This window comes from Frigoribacterium sp. CFBP 13707 (assembly GCF_014842245.1).
Taxonomy (GTDB): Bacteria; Actinomycetota; Actinomycetes; order Actinomycetales; family Microbacteriaceae; genus Frigoribacterium; species Frigoribacterium endophyticum.
Map to the genome: position 1 here is coordinate 1 of NZ_JACYVL010000001.1, position 17132 is coordinate 17132.

A 17132-nucleotide genomic window follows, 5' to 3' on the forward strand; every position below is an offset into this window, starting at 1 on the left:
CCCGGCACCGAGGCGACCTGCCAGTCGTGGTCGACGTCGAGTGCTACGCCGAGTACTGCGATACCCCTCCCTCGGCAGCCACAGTCCGGGAGGTGCTCGACCCGCTCCTGCTCGCCATCGAACAGCACTACGGCCGACCGGCCGTGCTCTACGCGACCCGCGACTGGTACGAGCGATACCTGGCCGGAAGCTACCCCGACAACCCCGTCTGGTTCCGCTCGGTCGCCACCTCACCGCAGCTCGCCGACGACCGCGACTGGACTTTCTGGCAATGGTCGGCGCGCGAGCAGCTCGACGGGTACGACGGTGACGAAGAGTTCATCGACATGAACGCCTTCAGAGGCAACCGCCAAGAACTGGAATCACTGCTGCTGCCCTGACACCCTGCCTCGGCGGCCGGGCTGATGCCCGCATCGGGCTCGTCCATCGGGCGCGCAACCCAGGTACCTGGAAGCCGATGACCGCCCGCCTGTGGCTGTTCCGGATGTGCCCTGTCCGCGCCGGGCCCAAGGTGACACGACTTGGAGATGATCTTTCCTCGTTCGAGCGGATGACGTTCGTCAACGGGATGGTAACGGGACGTTGGGAGCCGCCGACCGCCCCGTACGGTGGCCTCATCGGACCCCACGACGACACGGTCACCGGGGCTCGCGGGGCCAGCCACGGGCTCACCCCGACCGACTCGTACAAGGGGGAAACATGAAGAGATCCGTGCTCACCGCACTGGTCCTGCCGTCCGTCGTCGCTGTGATTCTGGGGGGAACAGCGCTGTCGGCGCCGATGGCTTCGGCCGCGCCGGCGTCGAGCTCGACAGCAGCAGCAGTGCCCGACGAAGGAGGTGCGGCCGCCTACCCGACGGGCGCTCCCGCACCTGGCACGGCAGCGCCGACCGACGAGGCCGCCCCGGTCGAGTCCGCGCCCGCCGAGGCACCCGTCGAGGCGCCTGTCGAGTCCGCTCCGATCGGCCTTCCCACGACCGACGACGCGGCCCCGGCCCCCGCCCCCGAGTCGGACGAACCGGCGCTGGCGGCGCCCGAGCCCGAGCCCGGCAGGGACGACGTCGTCGGCATCGCCGCCGCGACCGAGCCCGGCACCGTGACCATCGCGGGCACGACCGAGTTCGGCGACCTCCAGACGGCCGTGACCGACGGCTGGCCCGACGGCACCACGTTCACCTACCAGTGGACCCGTGACGACGCGGCCCTGGAGGGCGCCACCGACGAGACCTACGTCCTCGTCCGCGCAGACATCGGTCGCGTCGTCGAGGTCGCCGTCACCGGCACCGGGCCTGGTGCCGACGACGAGCCGACGACCGTCGTGAGCGACCGCCGCGTCGCCGCGGGCGTCGCGTCCACGTTCACCGCCCAACCCGGCACCGACCTCACGGTCGTCGCCGGCGAGCCGTACTCGTTCACGTGGGAGGCCGCCGGCGACCCCCTGCCCAACATCGAGATCGTCGCCGACCCGAGCACGCTCGTCTCGACCCTCCCCGCGGGCGCCACAGTCACCCAGGCCCCCGGCTCCCTCACGATCTCCGGAACCAGCACCCTCGCCGGCTTCTACTCGTTCGGCGTCACACCGCTCAACACGGTGGGCATCGGCGAGCTCCTCGTCGTCGACCTCGAGGTCGCAGCAGCGGAGGCGGCGGGCATCCTCGTCTCGGCGGTGGAGATCCCCGAGACGGGCGACGAGGACCAGGCGATCGCCGTCGGCTCGTCGCTGGACGGCAGCGCCACGACGCTCCGGCTCGACGACGGCGACACGGTCTTCGTGAGCGCCTACGCCGTCGACAGGTTCGAGAACACCGTCGTGCTCGGGGCCGACCTGCCTGAGAGCCTGCGCACCTCCGCGTCGACGAACGGACCGGGCGACGCCGTCGTCCGCACCTCTCCGAACGGCTTCCCCTCGGTCACGTTCAACAGCCCCGGGACGCGCGCCTTGGACATCTCGTTCGGTGGCTTCACCGCGACGATCCCGGTCGAGGTGCGGAGCAACGCTGTCGTCGTGCCCGCAGCGTCCGGCTCGGCACCGATCACCACCTCCGCCAGCCTCGCCTACACCGGCAGCGAGCCCACAGACGGCCTGCTCGCCCTCGCCGCCGGCCTCCTGGCCGCCGGTGCCGCCCTGACCGTCGTGCGCCTCCGCCGCCGCGTCCAGCGCTGACCGCCGCCTGCGCGCCCCTAGCCCTCCCCACCGGGAGGGCTACGGGCCCGTCGCCCGTTCGAGCTGGGCCGGGTCCGGGGAGCTCACTCCGCTGAGGGCGGTGTCGGGGCTTCCACCAACACCGCAGGACAGCTCTTGCGGCGGGTCCAGGTCCAACGGGTCTCACGCCCAAGCTGCCTTCGGATGATCACCGTGAAAGAACCCGTAGGGGAATCGGTCCCGGTGGCGGACTGTCGACCGGGCCTGGTGGCGGCTTGTCGACGATCGCCTCGCTCGCGCTCACGGGCTGAAGTAGCCGCCGTCACAGTGTCTGAGTTGAGCGGTCCAGGGCGACGCGACACCTGTGTGCGGTGCCGAGGCGTGCCCCGGCGTGGCACCCCTCGGCACTTTCGCCGCTCTTAGCGTGAAGGAGGCGCCAGATACGCCGCCTCGATCTGAGGGAGAGCAATGGATCACGAGCATCTGGGCAGGACTGGAATGCAGGTCAGTCGTCTTGGCCAGGGCCCGCAAAAGTGGGGTCCAGGTTGAATGTGATCACCCGAAGGCCTGGCGGCCGCTGACCGATCCCCTACCGGGCATCACGCTCGGCGTCAGCTTTCCTGCGCCCACGAACGGTTCGGAGCACGAGGCGCCAGCAGACGAGGTAGGTGAAAACCCCGGCAGGAATGGCGATCCACTGCGGAGCGCCAACCAGGACGAGCACGACGGCTACAACAACGGCGATGATCAATGAGCCGAGCAGAACGAGACTCTGCACACGGCGAAGGCGCTGCTCCACTATTGAAGTCCCCATGCGGGCAGATCAGTCAGGTATCTAGTAGCCGATCGTCTACCGGGCATCTTGCGGAGGCGTCACCAGCGACTCGACGCGAGGATGACAAACCCAACCATGAACAGCGCGAACGAGGCCAGTATCCATGGGAAGACAAGGGCCTTGCGTCCCTCAAAGACCGGCCCGCCGTAGCGCCGATGGTTGATGAGTTCGTAGATGACAGCCGCGCCGAACGATGCGAAGCCGACTGCGGCAAGGACGATGGCCAGGGAATCCATAACTAACCTAAGCAGTCACTTCGAGCGCATGAAGCAACTTCATGGGGTAGACAACAAGCGTGAATTTAGACTCTCGGTTCGGCCGCATCATGTACGGCATCAGCCTCGTCGTGAGCGTTGGGATGCTCGCCCTCGTGTGGCTGGTCCTGCAGCCGAGTCTGATCTTCTCCATCGTGTTCACGGTCTTCGTTGTGGGCATCGCTGTGTGGAACGGCCGATCTGCCTTTGGCGCTTCCTCAAAGAGTCCCAGGACCTAGCGGCTCAGCCCCTCCGTCGTCGTACGCGTCGCCCGCCTCGCAGCACAGACGAGTGGTTGCGCTTGACAGCGGACTCAGCTCCTAAACCGCGCGTTGGATCGCGCGGTCGACCGTCGAACGAGCAACTCCGAAGAGCTCGGCGATCTCGCTGGTGGTGTGGGCGCCGGTTCGGTGCAGCTGCACGAGGTGCTTCTCCTGCGAGGGGGTGAGCTTGGGCTTGCGGCCGCGGAGCTTGCCGGCAGCCTTGGCGATCGCCATCCCCTCCCGGGTCCGGGCTCGGATGAGGTCGGCCTCGAACTCCGCGACCATGGCGAGGACGTTGAAGAGGAGCCGGCCGACAGGGTCGGTCGGGTCGTAGACCGCTCCCCCGAGGTTCAGGGCAACGCCCTTCTTCGTCAGCTCGTCCGCGATGTCCGTCGCATCCCGCAGCGACCGAGCAAGACGGTCAAGCTTGGTGACGACCAGGACGTCGCCAGCCCGGCACGCGGCCAAGGCCTCGCGGAGGCCCGGTCGCGCTCGAGTTGTACCCGACAGCCCGTGGTCAACATGCACGTGTTGATCTTTAACACCAAGCGCTGCGAGACCATCGCGCTGTGCTGCAAGATCCTGTCCGGAGGTCGACACACGCGCGTATCCGATGAGCATTCGACGACTGTAGCGTTTATCCCCTTCACCGGGCCTTTTTGCGGGATAGGCATACGCGAATCCGCAGGCCAGGCGCCACTTGACCTCCATCAATTAGAACGGTCGCCCGAAGGTGTCCCGATGAACGACCCCTCACCGCACACCCCAACGCGCCCCGCCAGCCTGCGATCATGACGACGTGCCCTCCTCCGTCGCCACCGCCTACCTCGGCGTCGACGTCTGGCTGCTGCGCCTCGACGACACGGCGGCGGGGCTCGCCCGGGCGCACGGGCTGACGCTGCCCGCCGGCTCGTCCGCGGCCGCGTGGCTCGACGCCGACGAGCGGGCCCGGGCTGCCCGGCTGCACGACGCGACCGACCGGCACCGCTGGCTGCTCTCGCACGTCGCCACGCGCCTCCTCGTGGGCCTCGCGCTCGACCGCCACCCGGCCGACGTGACCTGGCGCCGCGAGCCCTGCCGGCGCTGCGGCGGGCCGCACGGGCGCCCCGTCGTCGTCGACGGCGACGACCTCCACGTCAGCCTCAGCCGCTCCGGCGACACCGCCCTGCTGGCGCTCCGCCGCGGCCTCCCCGTGGGCGTCGACGTCGAGCAGGTGACGAGCGCCACCCCGCACGACGACCTGCACCGCTGGGTCCGGGCGGAGGCGGTGCTCAAGTCATCCGGGGAGGGCCTGACCCGAGACCCCGCCGCGGTCGACGTGGGCGACCCGTCACGGGCGCGGTGGTCCGGCGAGGTCGGGGGGCTCGACCTCGACCTCTCCGCAGCCGCCGGCACGGCCCCCGACACCGGGGCCGACCCGCGCCTCCTCGCGGCCCTCGCGGGCCCCGCCCTGCACGGCTCGTCGCTCCGCGTTCACCTGCCGGTCACCGCGTCGACCTAGGTTCCGACCGACCCTGCGAGACCCTCGACGCCGAGGCCTCCCCCGCGCGCCCGCCGCGCGCCCGACCTGCGGAGACCCCATGCCCGACGCCGGCACGCCCCTCGACCCCTTCCTCCGCTCCGGCCGCGCCGCCGCCCCGCGCACCCTCGTCGACGTGCTCGAGACGACCACCGCCGCCCACCCCGAGGCCTCCGCCCTCGAGGACGAGCGCGGCGCCCTCAGCTACCGCGAGCTGTCGGCCCAGGTCGCCGTCGCCGCGAGCGCCCTCGCCGCCGCCGGCGTCGGCCGCGGCGACCGGGTCGGCGTCCGGATGCCCTCGGGCGACCGACGGCTCTACGTCGCCATCCTCGCCGTGCTGACCGCGGGCGCCGCCTACGTGCCGGTCGACGCCGACGACCCGGAGGAGCGCGCCGACCTGGTCTTCGGCGAGGCGCAGGTCGCGGGCGTCGTCGGCGCCGGAGGGGTGTTCCGCACCGCGGGGCAGGACGAGACCCAGGGCGTGCCGCTCTTCGGCGCCCGGGCCCCGCACGCCAGCACCGCCGACCGCCGCGGGCCCGGCGCCCCGGCCAGGCCTCCGCGCCCCGAGCCCGCCGACGACGCCTGGGTCATCTTCACCTCAGGGTCGACCGGCACCCCCAAGGGAGTCGCGGCGAGCCACCGTGCAGCCGCCGCGTTCGCCGACGCCGAGGCCGAGCTCTTCCTCGCCGACGACCCGCTGGGCCCGCTCGGGCCCGGCGACCGCGTGCTCGCGGGCCTCTCGGTCGCCTTCGACGCCTCCTGCGAGGAGATGTGGCTGGCCTGGCGCAGCGGCGCCTGCCTCGTGCCCGCCCCGCGCAGCCTCGTGCGCACCGGCGCCGACCTCGGCCCCTGGCTCGTCACCCACGGCATCACCGTCGTCTCGACCGTGCCGACGCTCGCCGCGCTGTGGCCGGCCGAGGCGCTCGAGTCGGTGCGCCTGCTCATCTTCGGCGGCGAGGCCTTCCCGCCCGAGTTGATCGACCGCGTCTGCGGCGACGGCCGCGAGGTCTGGAACACCTACGGCCCGACCGAGTCGACGGTCGTCGCGACCGGCGCCCTCGTCGTGCCGGGCGAGACCGTCCGCATCGGCCTGCCCCTGCTCGGCTGGGACGTCGCCGTCGTCGACCCCGCGGGCGACCCGGTCGCCGAGGGCGAGGTCGGCGAGCTCATCATCGGCGGCGTCGGCCTCGCCCGGTACCTCGACCCCGCCAAGGACGCCGAGAAGTACGCCCCGCACCCGCAGCTCGGCTGGTCGCGGGCGTACCGCAGCGGCGACCTCGTCGTGCTCGACCGGGAGGGCCTCGTCTTCCGCGGCCGGGCCGACGACCAGGTCAAGGTCGGCGGGCGACGCATCGAGCTCGGCGAGATCGAGTCGGCGCTCCAGGCGCTGCCCGGCATCGCGGGGGCGGCGGCCGCCGTCCGCGAGACGTCGGCCGGCAACCGGGTCATCGTCGGCTACCTCGCCCTGCACGGCGGCGCTGGCACGGGCACCGGCGCGGGCACAGCCGCCGCACCCGCCCCGACGCTCGACCGCGCCGCCGCCCTCGCCCGCCTCCGCGAGGCGCTGCCCGCCGCCCTCGTCCCCCTCCTCACCGTCGTCGACGGAGACCTCCCCACCAAGACCTCCGGCAAGATCGACCGCGACGCCCTCCCCTGGCCCCTCGCCGACCAGGCCCCCGACGACGGCTCGGCGGGCACGGGCAGCGGCACGGGCACGGGTGCCCTCGGGCCCGACGAGGCCGTGCTCGCGGCCGACTGGCAGGCTGTCCTGGGCCTCCCGATCGGCGACGCCTCCGCCGACTTCTTCGACCTCGGCGGCGGCTCGCTCGCCGCGGCCCAGCTGGTGGCGCGCATCCGCGAGCGCGACCCCGAGTACACCGTCGCCGACGTCTACTCGCACCCGCGCCTCGGCGCGATGGCCGACGACCTCGCCCAGCGACGGGCCGGAGTCGCGGGAGACCCGGCAGGGCCCTCCCGCACCGAGCACCACCGGTCGCTGCCCGTCCCCGCCCGCACCCAGTGGCTGCAGACGCTGCTCGGCCTGCCGCTGCACCTCCTCGCCGGCCTCCGCTGGCTGACGATCGCGCTGACCGCCTCCACCGTCCTGCGAGCAGCGGGCGGCTTCGACGTGCTGCCGCGGGTCGAAGCCTGGCTGCTCGTCGTGGGGATCGTCGTGTTCGTGACGCCGCCGGGGCGGATGGCGATCTCGGTGGCCGCGGCGCGACTCCTGCTGTCCGGGGTCGCCGCGGGCGACCACCCGCGCGGCGGCGGCGTCCACCTGCGGCTGTGGCTCGCCGAGCAGGTGCAGCTGCAGACCGCGGCGACGGGCCTCGCCGGGGCCCCGTGGATCAGCTACTACGCCCGTGCCCTCGGAGCGCGCATCGCCCCCGACGTCGACCTGCACACGCTGCCGCCCGTGACGGGCATGCTGCGCGTCGGCCGGGGCGCGTCGATCGAGCCCGAGGTCGACCTGTCGGGCTGGTGGGTCGACGGCGACGTGCTGCGCCTCGGCGCCGTCCGGATCGGGGCGGGCAGCACCGTCGGCATGCGGAGCACCCTGCTGCCCGGCACCCGCATCGGCAAGCACGCCACGGTCGCCCCGGGCTCCGCCGTCTTCGGCCGGGTGCCCGCGGGCCAGGCCTGGTCGGGCTCCCCCGCCGCCCGGGTCGGCAAGGCGCGCACCTGGTGGCCGGACGAGCGGCCCGACCGTGCCCGACGGTGGCTGTGGGCCTACGGCGTCTCGTCGCTGCTGATCAGCCTGCTGCCGGTCGCCTCGCTCTCCGCCGGCGGCGCCCTCGTCGCCGCGGGCGTGCGGGGCTCGGCCACGCTCGGCGACGCCTGGTGGCGGGCCGTCGTCTGGGCGGTGCCCGGCACCCTGCTGGCCGGCGTCGTGGCGGCGCTCGTCGTCGTCGGGGCCGTCCGGCTGCTCGCCCTCGGCGTCCGCGAAGGCACCTGGGCCGTGCGCAGCCGCGTCGGCTGGCAGATCTGGAGCACCGAGCGCCTGCTCGACCTCGCCCGCACCTACCTCTTCCCGCTGTACTCGAGCCTCGCGACCCCGGTCTGGCTCCGCCTCCTCGGGGCCCGCGTCGGCCGCGACGTCGAGGCCTCGACCGTGCTGCTGCTGCCGTGCATGACGACGATCCGCGACGGGGCCTTCCTCGCCGACGACACCCTCGTCGCCTCGTACGAGCTCGGTGGCGGCTGGCTGCGCGTCGCCCGGGCCGAGATCGGCCGCCGGGCCTTCCTCGGCAACTCGGGCATGGCCGGCCCCGGGCACGTGGTGCCGAAGGACGGCCTCGTCGCGGTGCTCTCGGCGGCCCCGCGCTCGTCGAAGGCCGGCTCGTCGTGGCTCGGCTCGCCGCCCGTCCGGCTGCGACGCACGGTCGCGGTCGCCGACGAGTCGCGCACCTTCCGCCCGCCGGCACGGCTCCGCGCCGCCCGCGTCGCCTGGGAGCTCAGCCGGGTCGTGCCCGTCGTCGTCACCGTGCTGATCGGCCTCGGCCTCGTCTTCGGCCTCTGGGCCGTGACCGACGCGCTCGGCCTGCTCGCCGCCTCCCTGCTCAGCGCCGTCCTGCTGCTCGCCGCGGGGGCCGTCGCCGCGGCCGTCAGCACCGCCGCGAAGTGGCTGCTGATCGGACGGGTGCGCGCCTCCGAGCAGCCGCTCTGGTCGTCGTTCGTCTGGCGCAGCGAGACCGCCGACGTGTTCGTCGAGATGTGCGCCGCGCCGTGGTTCGCCCGCGCGGCCAGCGGCACCCCCGCCCTGGTCTGGTGGCTGCGCAGCCTCGGCGCCCGGATCGGCCGCGGCGTCTGGACCGAGAGCTACTGGCTGCCCGAGGCCGACCTCGTCACGCTCGGCGACGGCAGCACCGTCAACCGGGGCTGCGTCGTGCAGACCCACCTGTTCCATGATCGAATCATGTCCATGGACTCCGTCACGCTCCGCGCCGGGGCGACCCTCGGGCCGCACGGCGTCGTGCTGCCCGCCGCCGTGCTCGGCGAGCACGCGACCGTCGGCCCCGCCTCGCTCGTGATGCGCGGCGAGGGCGTGCCCGCCGGCAGCCGCTGGAGCGGCAACCCGATCGGCCCGTGGCGCGAGGTCACGTTCGCCGACTACCACGCCGTCACCTCGTGACCTCGTACGCCCCCGGCAGCGGCGACGAGACCTGGTCGGCCGAGTCGTACGACCTCGAGCTGGCCTACCGCGTGGCCACCAACCGGCTCGACGGCACGGCGACCGTGACCGCGGTGGCCGCCACGCGCCTCCGGAGCCTGCAGCTCGACCTCGTCGGCCTCCGCGTCGAGAAGGTCAGGGTCGACGGGGCCCGCGCCCGCTCGCGCCACACGGCCGGCAAGCTCACGGTCACCCTGCCCGAGCCGGTGGAGGCGGGGGCCCGGCTGGTCGTGCGGGTGGACTACTCGGGCACGCCGGCGCCCCGGCAGAGCCCCTGGGGCGAGCTCGGCTGGGAGGAGCTCGACGACGGCGTCATCGTGGCCGCCCAGCCGACGGGCGCGCCGACCTGGTTCCCGTGCAACGACCGCCCGGCCGACAAGGCGAGCTACCGCATCAGCGTCTCGGCCGAGCACGGCTACACCGTCGTCTGCAACGGCGAGCTGACCGACCGCCGCACGACCGCCGGCAAGGTCACCTGGACGTACGTGCAGCCCGAGCCGACCTCGACCTACCTCGCGACCGTGCAGATCGGCCGCTACGAGACCGTCCCCGTCGCCCTCGGCACCGAGGCCGCCCCGGTCGCCGGCCTGATCGTCGCCCCGCCCGAGCTGCACGACCGCGCCGCGCACGACTTCGCGCCCCTCGACCGCATGGTGGGCTGCTTCGTCGACGCCTTCGGCCCCTACCCCTTCCCCGGGTACACCGTCGTCGTCACGGCCGACGAGCTGGAGATCCCGTTGGAGGCGCAGGGGGCCGCGGTCTTCGGCGCCAACCACGTCGACGGGAGGTCGGGCACCGAGCGGCTCATCGCGCACGAGCTCGCGCACCAGTGGTTCGGCAACAGCGTCGGCCTCGCCGACTGGCGCGACATCTGGCTCAACGAGGGCTTCGCCTGCTACGCCGAGTGGCTCTGGTCGGAGCACGACGGCGGCACCACCGCGCACGCGCACGCCCAGCGCACGCGGCTGCGGCTCGCCCTGCCGCCGCACGACATCGTCGTGGGCGACCCCGGGCCCGACGCGATGTTCGACGACCGCGTCTACAAGCGCGGAGCCCTCACGCTCCACGCGCTGCGGCTCACGATCGGCGACGACGCCTTCTTCACCGTGCTGCGCGAGTGGACGGCCCGCCACCGCCACGGCGTCGTCAGCACCGACGACTTCGTCGAGCTCTGCGACGAGGTCACCGACACGACCGACGACTCGCTGGCGCTGCTGTTCGCGGCCTGGCTCGACCAGACGGCGCTGCCGACGCTGCCGCGGCGGGGCGCCGGGGGCTGAGCGTCCTGGGGCTCGGCGTCCCGGGGCTCGGCTTCCCGGGCCGGCCCTAGGGGGGCTCGGGGTCCGGGCGGGGCAGTGCCCGTAGGAGGCGCGGGTCGGCTCAGCCCGCGGAGCCTCCGTCGTCGAGCGGGTCGCCCTCGGCCGCGGCGATCAGCCTCGTCATCGTGCGGTGCAGCACGACCAGCTCGTCGCGCGTCACGCCGAGCCGACGCATCATGCGGCCGGGGATCGCCTCGGCCTCGGCCCGGAGCGCCTGCCCCGGCCCGGTCAGCTCGATGGCCAGCGTGCGCTCGTCGTCGACGTGACGGCGCCTCGTGAGCAGGCCCTGCGCCTCCAGCCGCTTCACCAGCGGGGAGAGGGTGCCGGGGTCGAGCCGGAGGAGGCGCGCGAGGTCGCGGATCGACAGCGGGCGGTCGTCCGGGCCCTCACCGCGCCTCCCCCGGTGCTCCCAGAGGGCGAGCATGACGAGGTACTGCGGGTGCGTGAGGCCGAGGGGCTCGAGCACGGGGCGGTAGGCGGCGACGACGCTGCGGGACGCGACCGAGAGGGCGAAGCAGATCTGGCTCTCGAGGGCGAGCGGGTCGACGGCGGTGGTGCCGGGTGCGTTCACGAGCCCGCGTCGGCCCGGGCGGCGCGGGGGGTGCCGGGGCAGTGCACCATCGTGCGGGGGCCGGTGCGGTCGACGACGTGCTCGTCCATGGGCGCGCCGCAGAGCGGGCATGCTCCGCCGTGCGCCGGCGCCACCGGGGGCGCCTCGTTCTTGAGGCCGAGCTGCGCGCCGCCGATGTAGGGGCGCAGCCGGGCGTTCATCGACTCGACGAGGTCGCCGAAGCGACTGCCGTGCGCGTGGGGGTCGCGGTCGCGGGGTGCTCGGGGTGCTCGGGCCATGACGTCGAGTGTACCGATCGTTGGGGCACCAACGGAATCCCCGGGCTGGGCAGTGGGCGGCCGTCAGGGGCCGTCGAGCTCGACGTCGACCAGCGTCACGAGGTAGCCGCAGAACCACGCGGCACGCCCCGGTCGTCCCAGTCGGCGGTGCCCAGCACCGAGGTGACGTTCCACGCCACGGGTGCCGACGCCCGTCCGATCGCCGCGACGGTGCCCGTGACCGTGCTGACCCGGTGCGTGGCGCCGTAGTGCTCGACGAGCAGATCAGGGTCGGCAGGGGCGTGCAGCCCGGCCAGCCGGTCGGCGCCGGGGGCGGGCACCGTGACGGGCCAGCTCACCACGTCGGCGACCCGGAAGACGTCGTGCCCCTGCACCAGCTGCCACGCGTCGACCCACACCGTCACGCTCGTCGCCACCCCGCGCCTCCTCGCCGTCGCTCCGCAGGCCTCACCTGGTCGACCCGCCTCGTCGCCTCCACCGTGGTCGCCCACGGCGGCGCGCGGTGCCCCCTTGACAGCCCCCGGAGCACGTGGTGCGGAGGGGTACGGCACGGCGTCCCGGCAGGTGCGGGGCGTACGACGGAGGCATGACCAGCGACCAGTACACGTTCGACGACCCCCGCCACCGCTACCCCGTGATCAGCCCCGAGGTGCAGCAGCAGCCGGAGCCCGGCCTGCAGTCGGCCATGACCCCGGTGCCCGACCTCGGTGAGGCGACCTACCGCGGCACCGGCCGCCTCACGGGGCGGAAGGCCCTCATCACCGGGGCCGACTCCGGCATCGGCGCCGCGGTCGCGATCGCCTTCGCGCGGGAGGGCGCCGACGTGACCCTGTCGTACCTGCCCGAGGAGGAGGAGGACGCCCGGCACGTCGTGGAGCAGGTGGAGGCGGCGGGCCGGAAGGCCGTGGCCGTCCCCGGCGACCTGACCAGCGCCTCCTTCTGCCGGGAGCTCGTGGCGCGCGCCGTCGAGGGCATGGGCGGCCTCAACGCGATCGTCAACGTGGCGGGCAAGCAGGTCTGGCAGCCGACCATCGAGGAGATCAGCGACGAGCAGTTCGAGGAGACCTTCCGCACGAACGTCTTCGCGCCGTTCTTCATCGTCAAGGCCGCGCTGCCGCACCTCGCCCCCGGCTCGACCATCGTCAACACGGCGTCGCTCGAGGCGTACGTGCCCGCACCCGACCGTCTCGACTACGCGACCACGAAGGGCGCGATCAACAACTTCTCGAAGGGGCTCGCGCAGCAGCTCATCACGCGCGGCATCCGCGTCAACGTCGTCGCGCCCGGGCCCACCTGGACGGCCCTGCAGGTCACGCGCGGCGTCGACCCCGAGACGCTGCCCGAGTTCGGCTCGAGCGAGTCGCCGATGGGGCGGGCCGCGCAGCCGGCCGAGCAGGCTCCGGCGTACGTGTTCCTCACCAGCGCCGAGTCGAGCTTCGTCGCGGGCGAGACGCTGAACGTCAACGGCGGGATGGTCACGCCGTAGGGGCGTCTCGCGCAGACGACGGCGCCCGGCCCCTCGCGGGGTCGGGCGCCGTCGTGTCTGGTGCGGGTGCCCGTCTGGCTACGCGACCTTGCGTCCGGTCGCGAGCACCTGGTGCGCACGGGCGGCGAGCTCGCCGCGCACGAGCACCTCGTAGCGCCCCGCCTCCATCGTCTTCACGGAGGAGAAGTCGCGGCGGCCGCGCGTCGCCGCGTGGCCGATGGCGCCCCACAGGGCACCCCAGAGGGCTCCGGCGCCGACGGCCACGAGCAGGACGCCGATCAGGGCCACGTTGCTCGCGAAGAGGCCGAAGAGGAGGCCGAGCAGGAGGCCGAACCACGCGCCGCCGCCGGCGCCGCGCACGGCGGCCTTGCCGGTGGTGAGGCGGCCGGCGACGTTCTCGACGGTGCGGATGTCGTGGCCGACGATCGAGACGCTCTCGACGGGGAAGCCCTCGTCGCTGAGCAGGTCGACGGCGGCCTGCGCGTCTTCGTACTTCGTGAAGGTGGCGAGGGTCTGCGGGTGCCCGCCTCCGGCGAAGGCGCCGATGCCGGGGAGGCCCGGCGTCGCCTGGGGCGAGCTGCCGGCCGGGGCCTGGTAGCCCGGCTGCGGGGGCACGACGCCCGGGGCGGGTGCGGGAGCGGGGGCGCCCTGGGGAGCCTGGCCCTGCCCCGCGTCGGGGGCGGCGCCGCCCGCGGGGGTCGGGGCGTACTCGCCGTAGGCGGGGCGCGGTCGCGACTCGGGGGCGGGACCGCCGGAGGCGCGGGTCGCGTCGTCGTCGGGGGTCGGGCTCGGGACGGGCTGCTGGTCGGTCATGCCTGATGTCTACCCCGTCGCGTCCCCGCGTGGAGCCGATGCACAGCCCTCCCCCAGCAGCCCCCCGGCCCGCGCACGGGCACGCGCGCTCCCGCCGCGTAGACGGCGAGCAGCGCAGCGCCCCGCCGCGCCGCAACGTGCCGCAACCGGCCGCGCCGGGCTGCGCTACGCCGCGCCTGGCCACACCACGACGAGGCGACCCGTCCTGGGCCCACACCCCCGCCAATCCCCCAGAACTCGACACCTCGATGAGCGCCACGCTGGGCCGCGACGGCCACACCACGACGAGGTGACCCGTCCTGGGCCCTCACCACGGGCCATCCCCCAGTACGCGCCACCTCGATGAGCGCAGCGCCCGCGCGCAGCCTGCGCGGGGCCGACGGACCCGCGCTGCCCCGCGTCGCGCGCCGGGGTCACGTGAGGCTCCTGGGGTGGAGAGAGGACGGCGCGCAGCGCCGGGCCACTCATGGCCACACCACCACGAGGTGACCCGTCCTGGGCCCACACCCTCGCCCAGCCCCCAGAACGCGACACCTCGATGAGCGCGGCGCCCGGCCGCGACGGCCACACCACGACGAAGCGACCCGTCGTGGGCTCTCATCGACGCCCGGGCCCCAGGACGCGACACCTCGAAGGAGGCGCGCCCGGCCCCCCGCGACGGGGCACACGCACCCCCAGAAACGAGAAGAGGCCCTCCCAGCGGGAGAGCCTCTTCGTTCGGGTGGATCTGAGGGGACTCGAACCCCTGACCCCCTGCATGCCATGCAGGTGCGCTACCAGCTGCGCCACAGACCCATGTTCGGTTGTCGTTCCGTTGCCCCTTCCGAAGCAACTCGTCAACCTTACTACAGATTTCGAGGCCTCGAGTACACCCTCCCCCGACGGCCTCCCGGACGCACGGAGACCCGGCCGCAGCCGGGTCTCCGTCAGGTCGAACACCCCGGAGGGCGAGCCGGGCTAGGCCTCGGCAGGAGCCTCGGCCGGCTCAGCGGCCGCAGCCTCGGTCACGACGTCGAGCGGGATGGTCGGGCAGTCGCTCCACAGCCGCTCGAGCGAGTAGTACTGGCGGTCTTCGTCGTGGAAGACGTGGACGACGAGGTCGCCGAAGTCGAGGAGGACCCAGCGGCCCTCGGCCCGGCCCTCGCGGCGCAGCGTCTTGACGCCGTGCTCGAGCAGCTTGTCTTCGATCTCGCCGGCGATGGCGACGACGTTACGTTCGCTGCGCCCGGAGGCGAGGAGGAACACGTCGGTGAGGGGCAGCGGCTCGGTGACGTCGAGCGCGACGAGGTCGTCGGCCTGCTTGTCGTCTGCGGCGCGGGCGGCGATCTGCAGGAGCTCGATGGCGCGAGGGGTGGCTGTCAAGGGATCCTCTGGGTAGGGACGGATGTGGTGGAGGCGACCGTCAGGGACGGCCAGTGTGTTCAGGAGGCGGTGGTCGGGTCGAGCCCGCCACCACGCCGACCCGGTGGGGGTCGGAGGTCAGCCGCCCAGGACTCCGGTCGAGAAGCCGTAGACGATGACACCGATGATACCAAGGCCCACGCCGCCCCCGACGATCCCGAGCACGAGCGGCAGCCGGTTGGCCGCCGGCTGGGCTGCGGCGAGCACGACCGAGCGGGTGGAGGTGTGCGTGCTGATGGCCTTGCTGGCCCGGACGGGCGCCGCGTCGGTGTCGGCCGACTCGGCGTCGCCGGCCTCCATCAGGCGGTCGATCTCGGAGTTGTCGATGCGGGCCTGCGACCCCGTGGCGCCGAGGCTGCGGGGCAGGTCGATGGAGCCGGTGATGATAATCTCGCCGGTGGCGTTCAGCGCCCCGGTGACGTCGGCGACCTGCTGGTCGGTGAGGATGAGCGCGTTCGTCTGGCCCGTGTGCGTGCCGAGCGCGCGACCGGGGGCGCTCTCGTCGTCGGGGGCGTCGACCTGCGTCGTCCAGTGCCCCACCGGCGGCACGAAGCCGGTCGGCTCGGGCACCGAGGCCGGGGCGGCCTCCACGACCGGGGTCGGGGCGACGGGGTCGAGCCCCGCCGGCCGCAGGGACGCGACGGGCTCGGACGGCGCCGACGACGGCCGCTCGCCGCTGAGGTCGAGCGGGAAGACCGTCGGGGTCGACGTCGGCGCGGGCGACGAGGCCGGGCGCACCTCGCCCGTGCGACGCGGCCCGGGGGCCGCACCGTCGTCGGCCGTCGAGTCGTCGTCGCGGGTCGGCAGCACCGACGGCGCGGAAGACACCGGCGGTCGCACCGACGCCGGGAGGTCGTCACCGGCGGGCGGAGCCGAGGCGGGCGCGGCAGAGGCCGGAGCGCCAGAGGCCGGAGCGGACGAGGCCGGACGTGAGCCCGTGGCCGCGCTCGTGCCCGCCGCGGAGCCCACGCCGCCCTCGATCGGGGAGACGATCTGGTCGACCGTGTCGAGAGCCTCGGAGAGCGTGCGACGCGGCTCGGGGCCGGGGGCCTGGAGCGGCACGGGGCCACGGGCGGCCTCCGCGTCGCGGAGGGCGCGCAGCTGGCGACGGGTCAGCTGGCCCGGCTCGGCGACGGAGGCGGGCGGGCCCGAGATCGACGACGGAGCCGAGAGGGAGGAGGGGGCAGGAGCGGACGCGGGGGACGGTGCGGAGGCGGCCACGGCCGGGCTCGACACCGGGGCCACCAGCGACGACGGAACGGGCCGCACGACCTCCTCGGTCACGGGCGCGGCCGAGACGGGCGAGGGGGCCGAGCCGGTCGGGGCCTCGGCGGCGGGCTGCTCGCCCGTGAGGGCGGCGGACCCCTGTCGGGCTCGCTCGAGGTCGCGGACCTGTCGCCTGGTGAGCGGCGGCTGGCCGTCGGTCGAACTCATGAGTGGCTCCTGTACAGGTGGTGCTTGGAGATGTACTGGACGACTCCGTCGGGGACCAGGTACCACACCGGGTGATCGCGACCGACCCGGGCGCGGCAATCGGTCGACGAGATCGCCAAGGCGGGGACTTCGAGCAAGCTTACGTCGCTCTCCGGCAATCCACCAACGCTCAGGTCGTGCCCGGGCCGGGTCACGGCGACGAAGTGCGCGAGGGCCCAGAGCTCCTCGACGTCCTTCCAGTCGATGATCTGGGCGACGGCGTCGGCGCCCGTGATGAAGAAGAGCTCGGCGTCGGGGTGCTGCGAGCGGATGTCGCGGAGGGTGTCGATCGTGTAGGTGGGGCCGCCGCGGTCGATGTCGACCCGGCTGACCGTGAACATCGGGTTGGAGGCGGTCGCGATGACCGTCATGAGGTAGCGGTGCTCGCTGTCGCTGGGCGCCGCCTTCATGTAGGGCTGGCCGGTCGGGACGAACACGACCTCGTCGAGCGCGAACGACTGGGCGACCTCGCTGGCCGCGACCAGGTGACCGTGATGGATCGGGTCGAACGTGCCGCCCATGATCCCGATGCGGGGTCGGCGGTGCTGCTCGTCGACGCCCTCGAGGGTCGCCGCCGGGGCGACCGCCACCACGCTCTCAGCCCGCC

Annotated in this window: 15 protein-coding genes and 1 tRNA gene; 6 read left to right on the forward strand and 10 right to left on the reverse strand. The window is 73.8% G+C overall.

What is annotated here, in order from left to right:
• Positions 1–380, forward strand: a 380-nt coding sequence (locus IFT45_RS00005; RefSeq protein WP_305798205.1) for a GH25 family lysozyme, incomplete at its 5' end; no start/stop codon positions are given.
• A gap of 442 nt (positions 381–822) precedes the next feature.
• Positions 823–2163, forward strand: coding sequence for a hypothetical protein (locus IFT45_RS00010; protein ID WP_192126069.1), 1341 nt, complete (start codon positions 823–825; stop codon positions 2161–2163).
• Positions 2164–3015: 852 nt separating this feature from the next.
• Here the strand turns inward: IFT45_RS00010 and IFT45_RS00015 are convergent.
• Complete coding sequence (locus IFT45_RS00015; RefSeq protein WP_192126071.1) at positions 3016–3213, reverse strand: hypothetical protein; 198 nt, start codon at positions 3211–3213, stop codon at positions 3016–3018.
• A gap of 338 nt (positions 3214–3551) precedes the next feature.
• Complete coding sequence (locus IFT45_RS00020) at positions 3552–4115, reverse strand: recombinase family protein (protein WP_192126072.1); 564 nt, start codon at positions 4113–4115, stop codon at positions 3552–3554.
• A gap of 178 nt (positions 4116–4293) precedes the next feature.
• Between IFT45_RS00020 and IFT45_RS00025 the strand changes: the two genes are divergently transcribed.
• The 3 genes from IFT45_RS00025 (at position 4294) to IFT45_RS00035 (ending at position 10464) form a co-directional block, all read left to right on the forward strand.
• A complete protein-coding gene (locus IFT45_RS00025) occupies positions 4294–4995 on the forward strand; it encodes a 4'-phosphopantetheinyl transferase superfamily protein (protein WP_192126075.1) in 702 nt (233 codons plus the stop codon).
• A gap of 79 nt (positions 4996–5074) precedes the next feature.
• Positions 5075–9145: a Pls/PosA family non-ribosomal peptide synthetase gene (locus IFT45_RS00030; RefSeq protein ID WP_192126076.1), complete on the forward strand. Its 4071-nt coding sequence runs from the start codon at positions 5075–5077 to the stop codon at positions 9143–9145.
• Positions 9142–10464: a M1 family metallopeptidase gene (locus IFT45_RS00035; RefSeq protein WP_219731567.1), complete on the forward strand. Its 1323-nt coding sequence runs from the start codon at positions 9142–9144 to the stop codon at positions 10462–10464. The genes IFT45_RS00030 and IFT45_RS00035 overlap by 4 nt, the downstream gene beginning before the upstream one ends.
• Before the next feature lie 100 nt (positions 10465–10564).
• Here IFT45_RS00035 and IFT45_RS00040 read toward each other — a convergent pair whose 3' ends face one another.
• From IFT45_RS00040 to IFT45_RS00050, 3 genes are all read right to left on the reverse strand, one after another.
• A complete protein-coding gene (locus IFT45_RS00040) occupies positions 10565–11074 on the reverse strand; it encodes a MarR family winged helix-turn-helix transcriptional regulator (RefSeq protein WP_371810802.1) in 510 nt (169 codons plus the stop codon).
• On the reverse strand, positions 11071–11352 hold the full coding sequence (locus IFT45_RS00045; protein ID WP_192126080.1) for a hypothetical protein: 282 nt from the start codon (positions 11350–11352) through the stop codon (positions 11071–11073). The genes IFT45_RS00040 and IFT45_RS00045 overlap by 4 nt, the downstream gene beginning before the upstream one ends.
• A 95-nt stretch (positions 11353–11447) precedes the next feature.
• Entirely contained in the window at positions 11448–11768 is a 321-nt protein-coding gene (locus IFT45_RS00050; protein WP_192126082.1) for a DUF6578 domain-containing protein, read from the reverse strand.
• Positions 11769–11938: 170 nt separating this feature from the next.
• Between IFT45_RS00050 and IFT45_RS00055 the strand changes: the two genes are divergently transcribed.
• Complete coding sequence (locus IFT45_RS00055) at positions 11939–12838, forward strand: SDR family oxidoreductase (protein ID WP_192126084.1); 900 nt, start codon at positions 11939–11941, stop codon at positions 12836–12838.
• 78 nt (positions 12839–12916) lie between these two features.
• On the opposite strand, the gene IFT45_RS16690 is transcribed toward IFT45_RS00055, so the two are convergent.
• The 5 genes from IFT45_RS16690 to nadD form a co-directional block, all read right to left on the reverse strand.
• Positions 12917–13651: a general stress protein gene (locus IFT45_RS16690; protein ID WP_197982097.1), complete on the reverse strand. Its 735-nt coding sequence runs from the start codon at positions 13649–13651 to the stop codon at positions 12917–12919.
• A 722-nt stretch (positions 13652–14373) separates the two neighbouring features.
• A tRNA-Ala gene (locus IFT45_RS00065) sits at positions 14374–14446 on the reverse strand.
• 162 nt (positions 14447–14608) lie between these two features.
• Complete coding sequence (gene rsfS / locus IFT45_RS00070) at positions 14609–15013, reverse strand: ribosome silencing factor (RefSeq protein ID WP_056056424.1); 405 nt, start codon at positions 15011–15013, stop codon at positions 14609–14611.
• 117 nt (positions 15014–15130) lie between these two features.
• Positions 15131–16486 carry a hypothetical protein gene (locus IFT45_RS17595; RefSeq protein WP_192126086.1) on the reverse strand — a complete coding sequence of 452 codons (1356 nt, stop codon included), beginning with the start codon at positions 16484–16486 and terminating at the stop codon, positions 15131–15133.
• Positions 16483–17115 (reverse strand): nicotinate-nucleotide adenylyltransferase, encoded by a 633-nt coding sequence (nadD, locus tag IFT45_RS00080; RefSeq protein WP_255354173.1) that lies wholly within the window; start codon positions 17113–17115, stop codon positions 16483–16485. Before nadD ends, IFT45_RS17595 begins: the two co-directional genes overlap by 4 nt.
• Between the last annotated feature and the right edge of the window lie 17 nt (positions 17116–17132).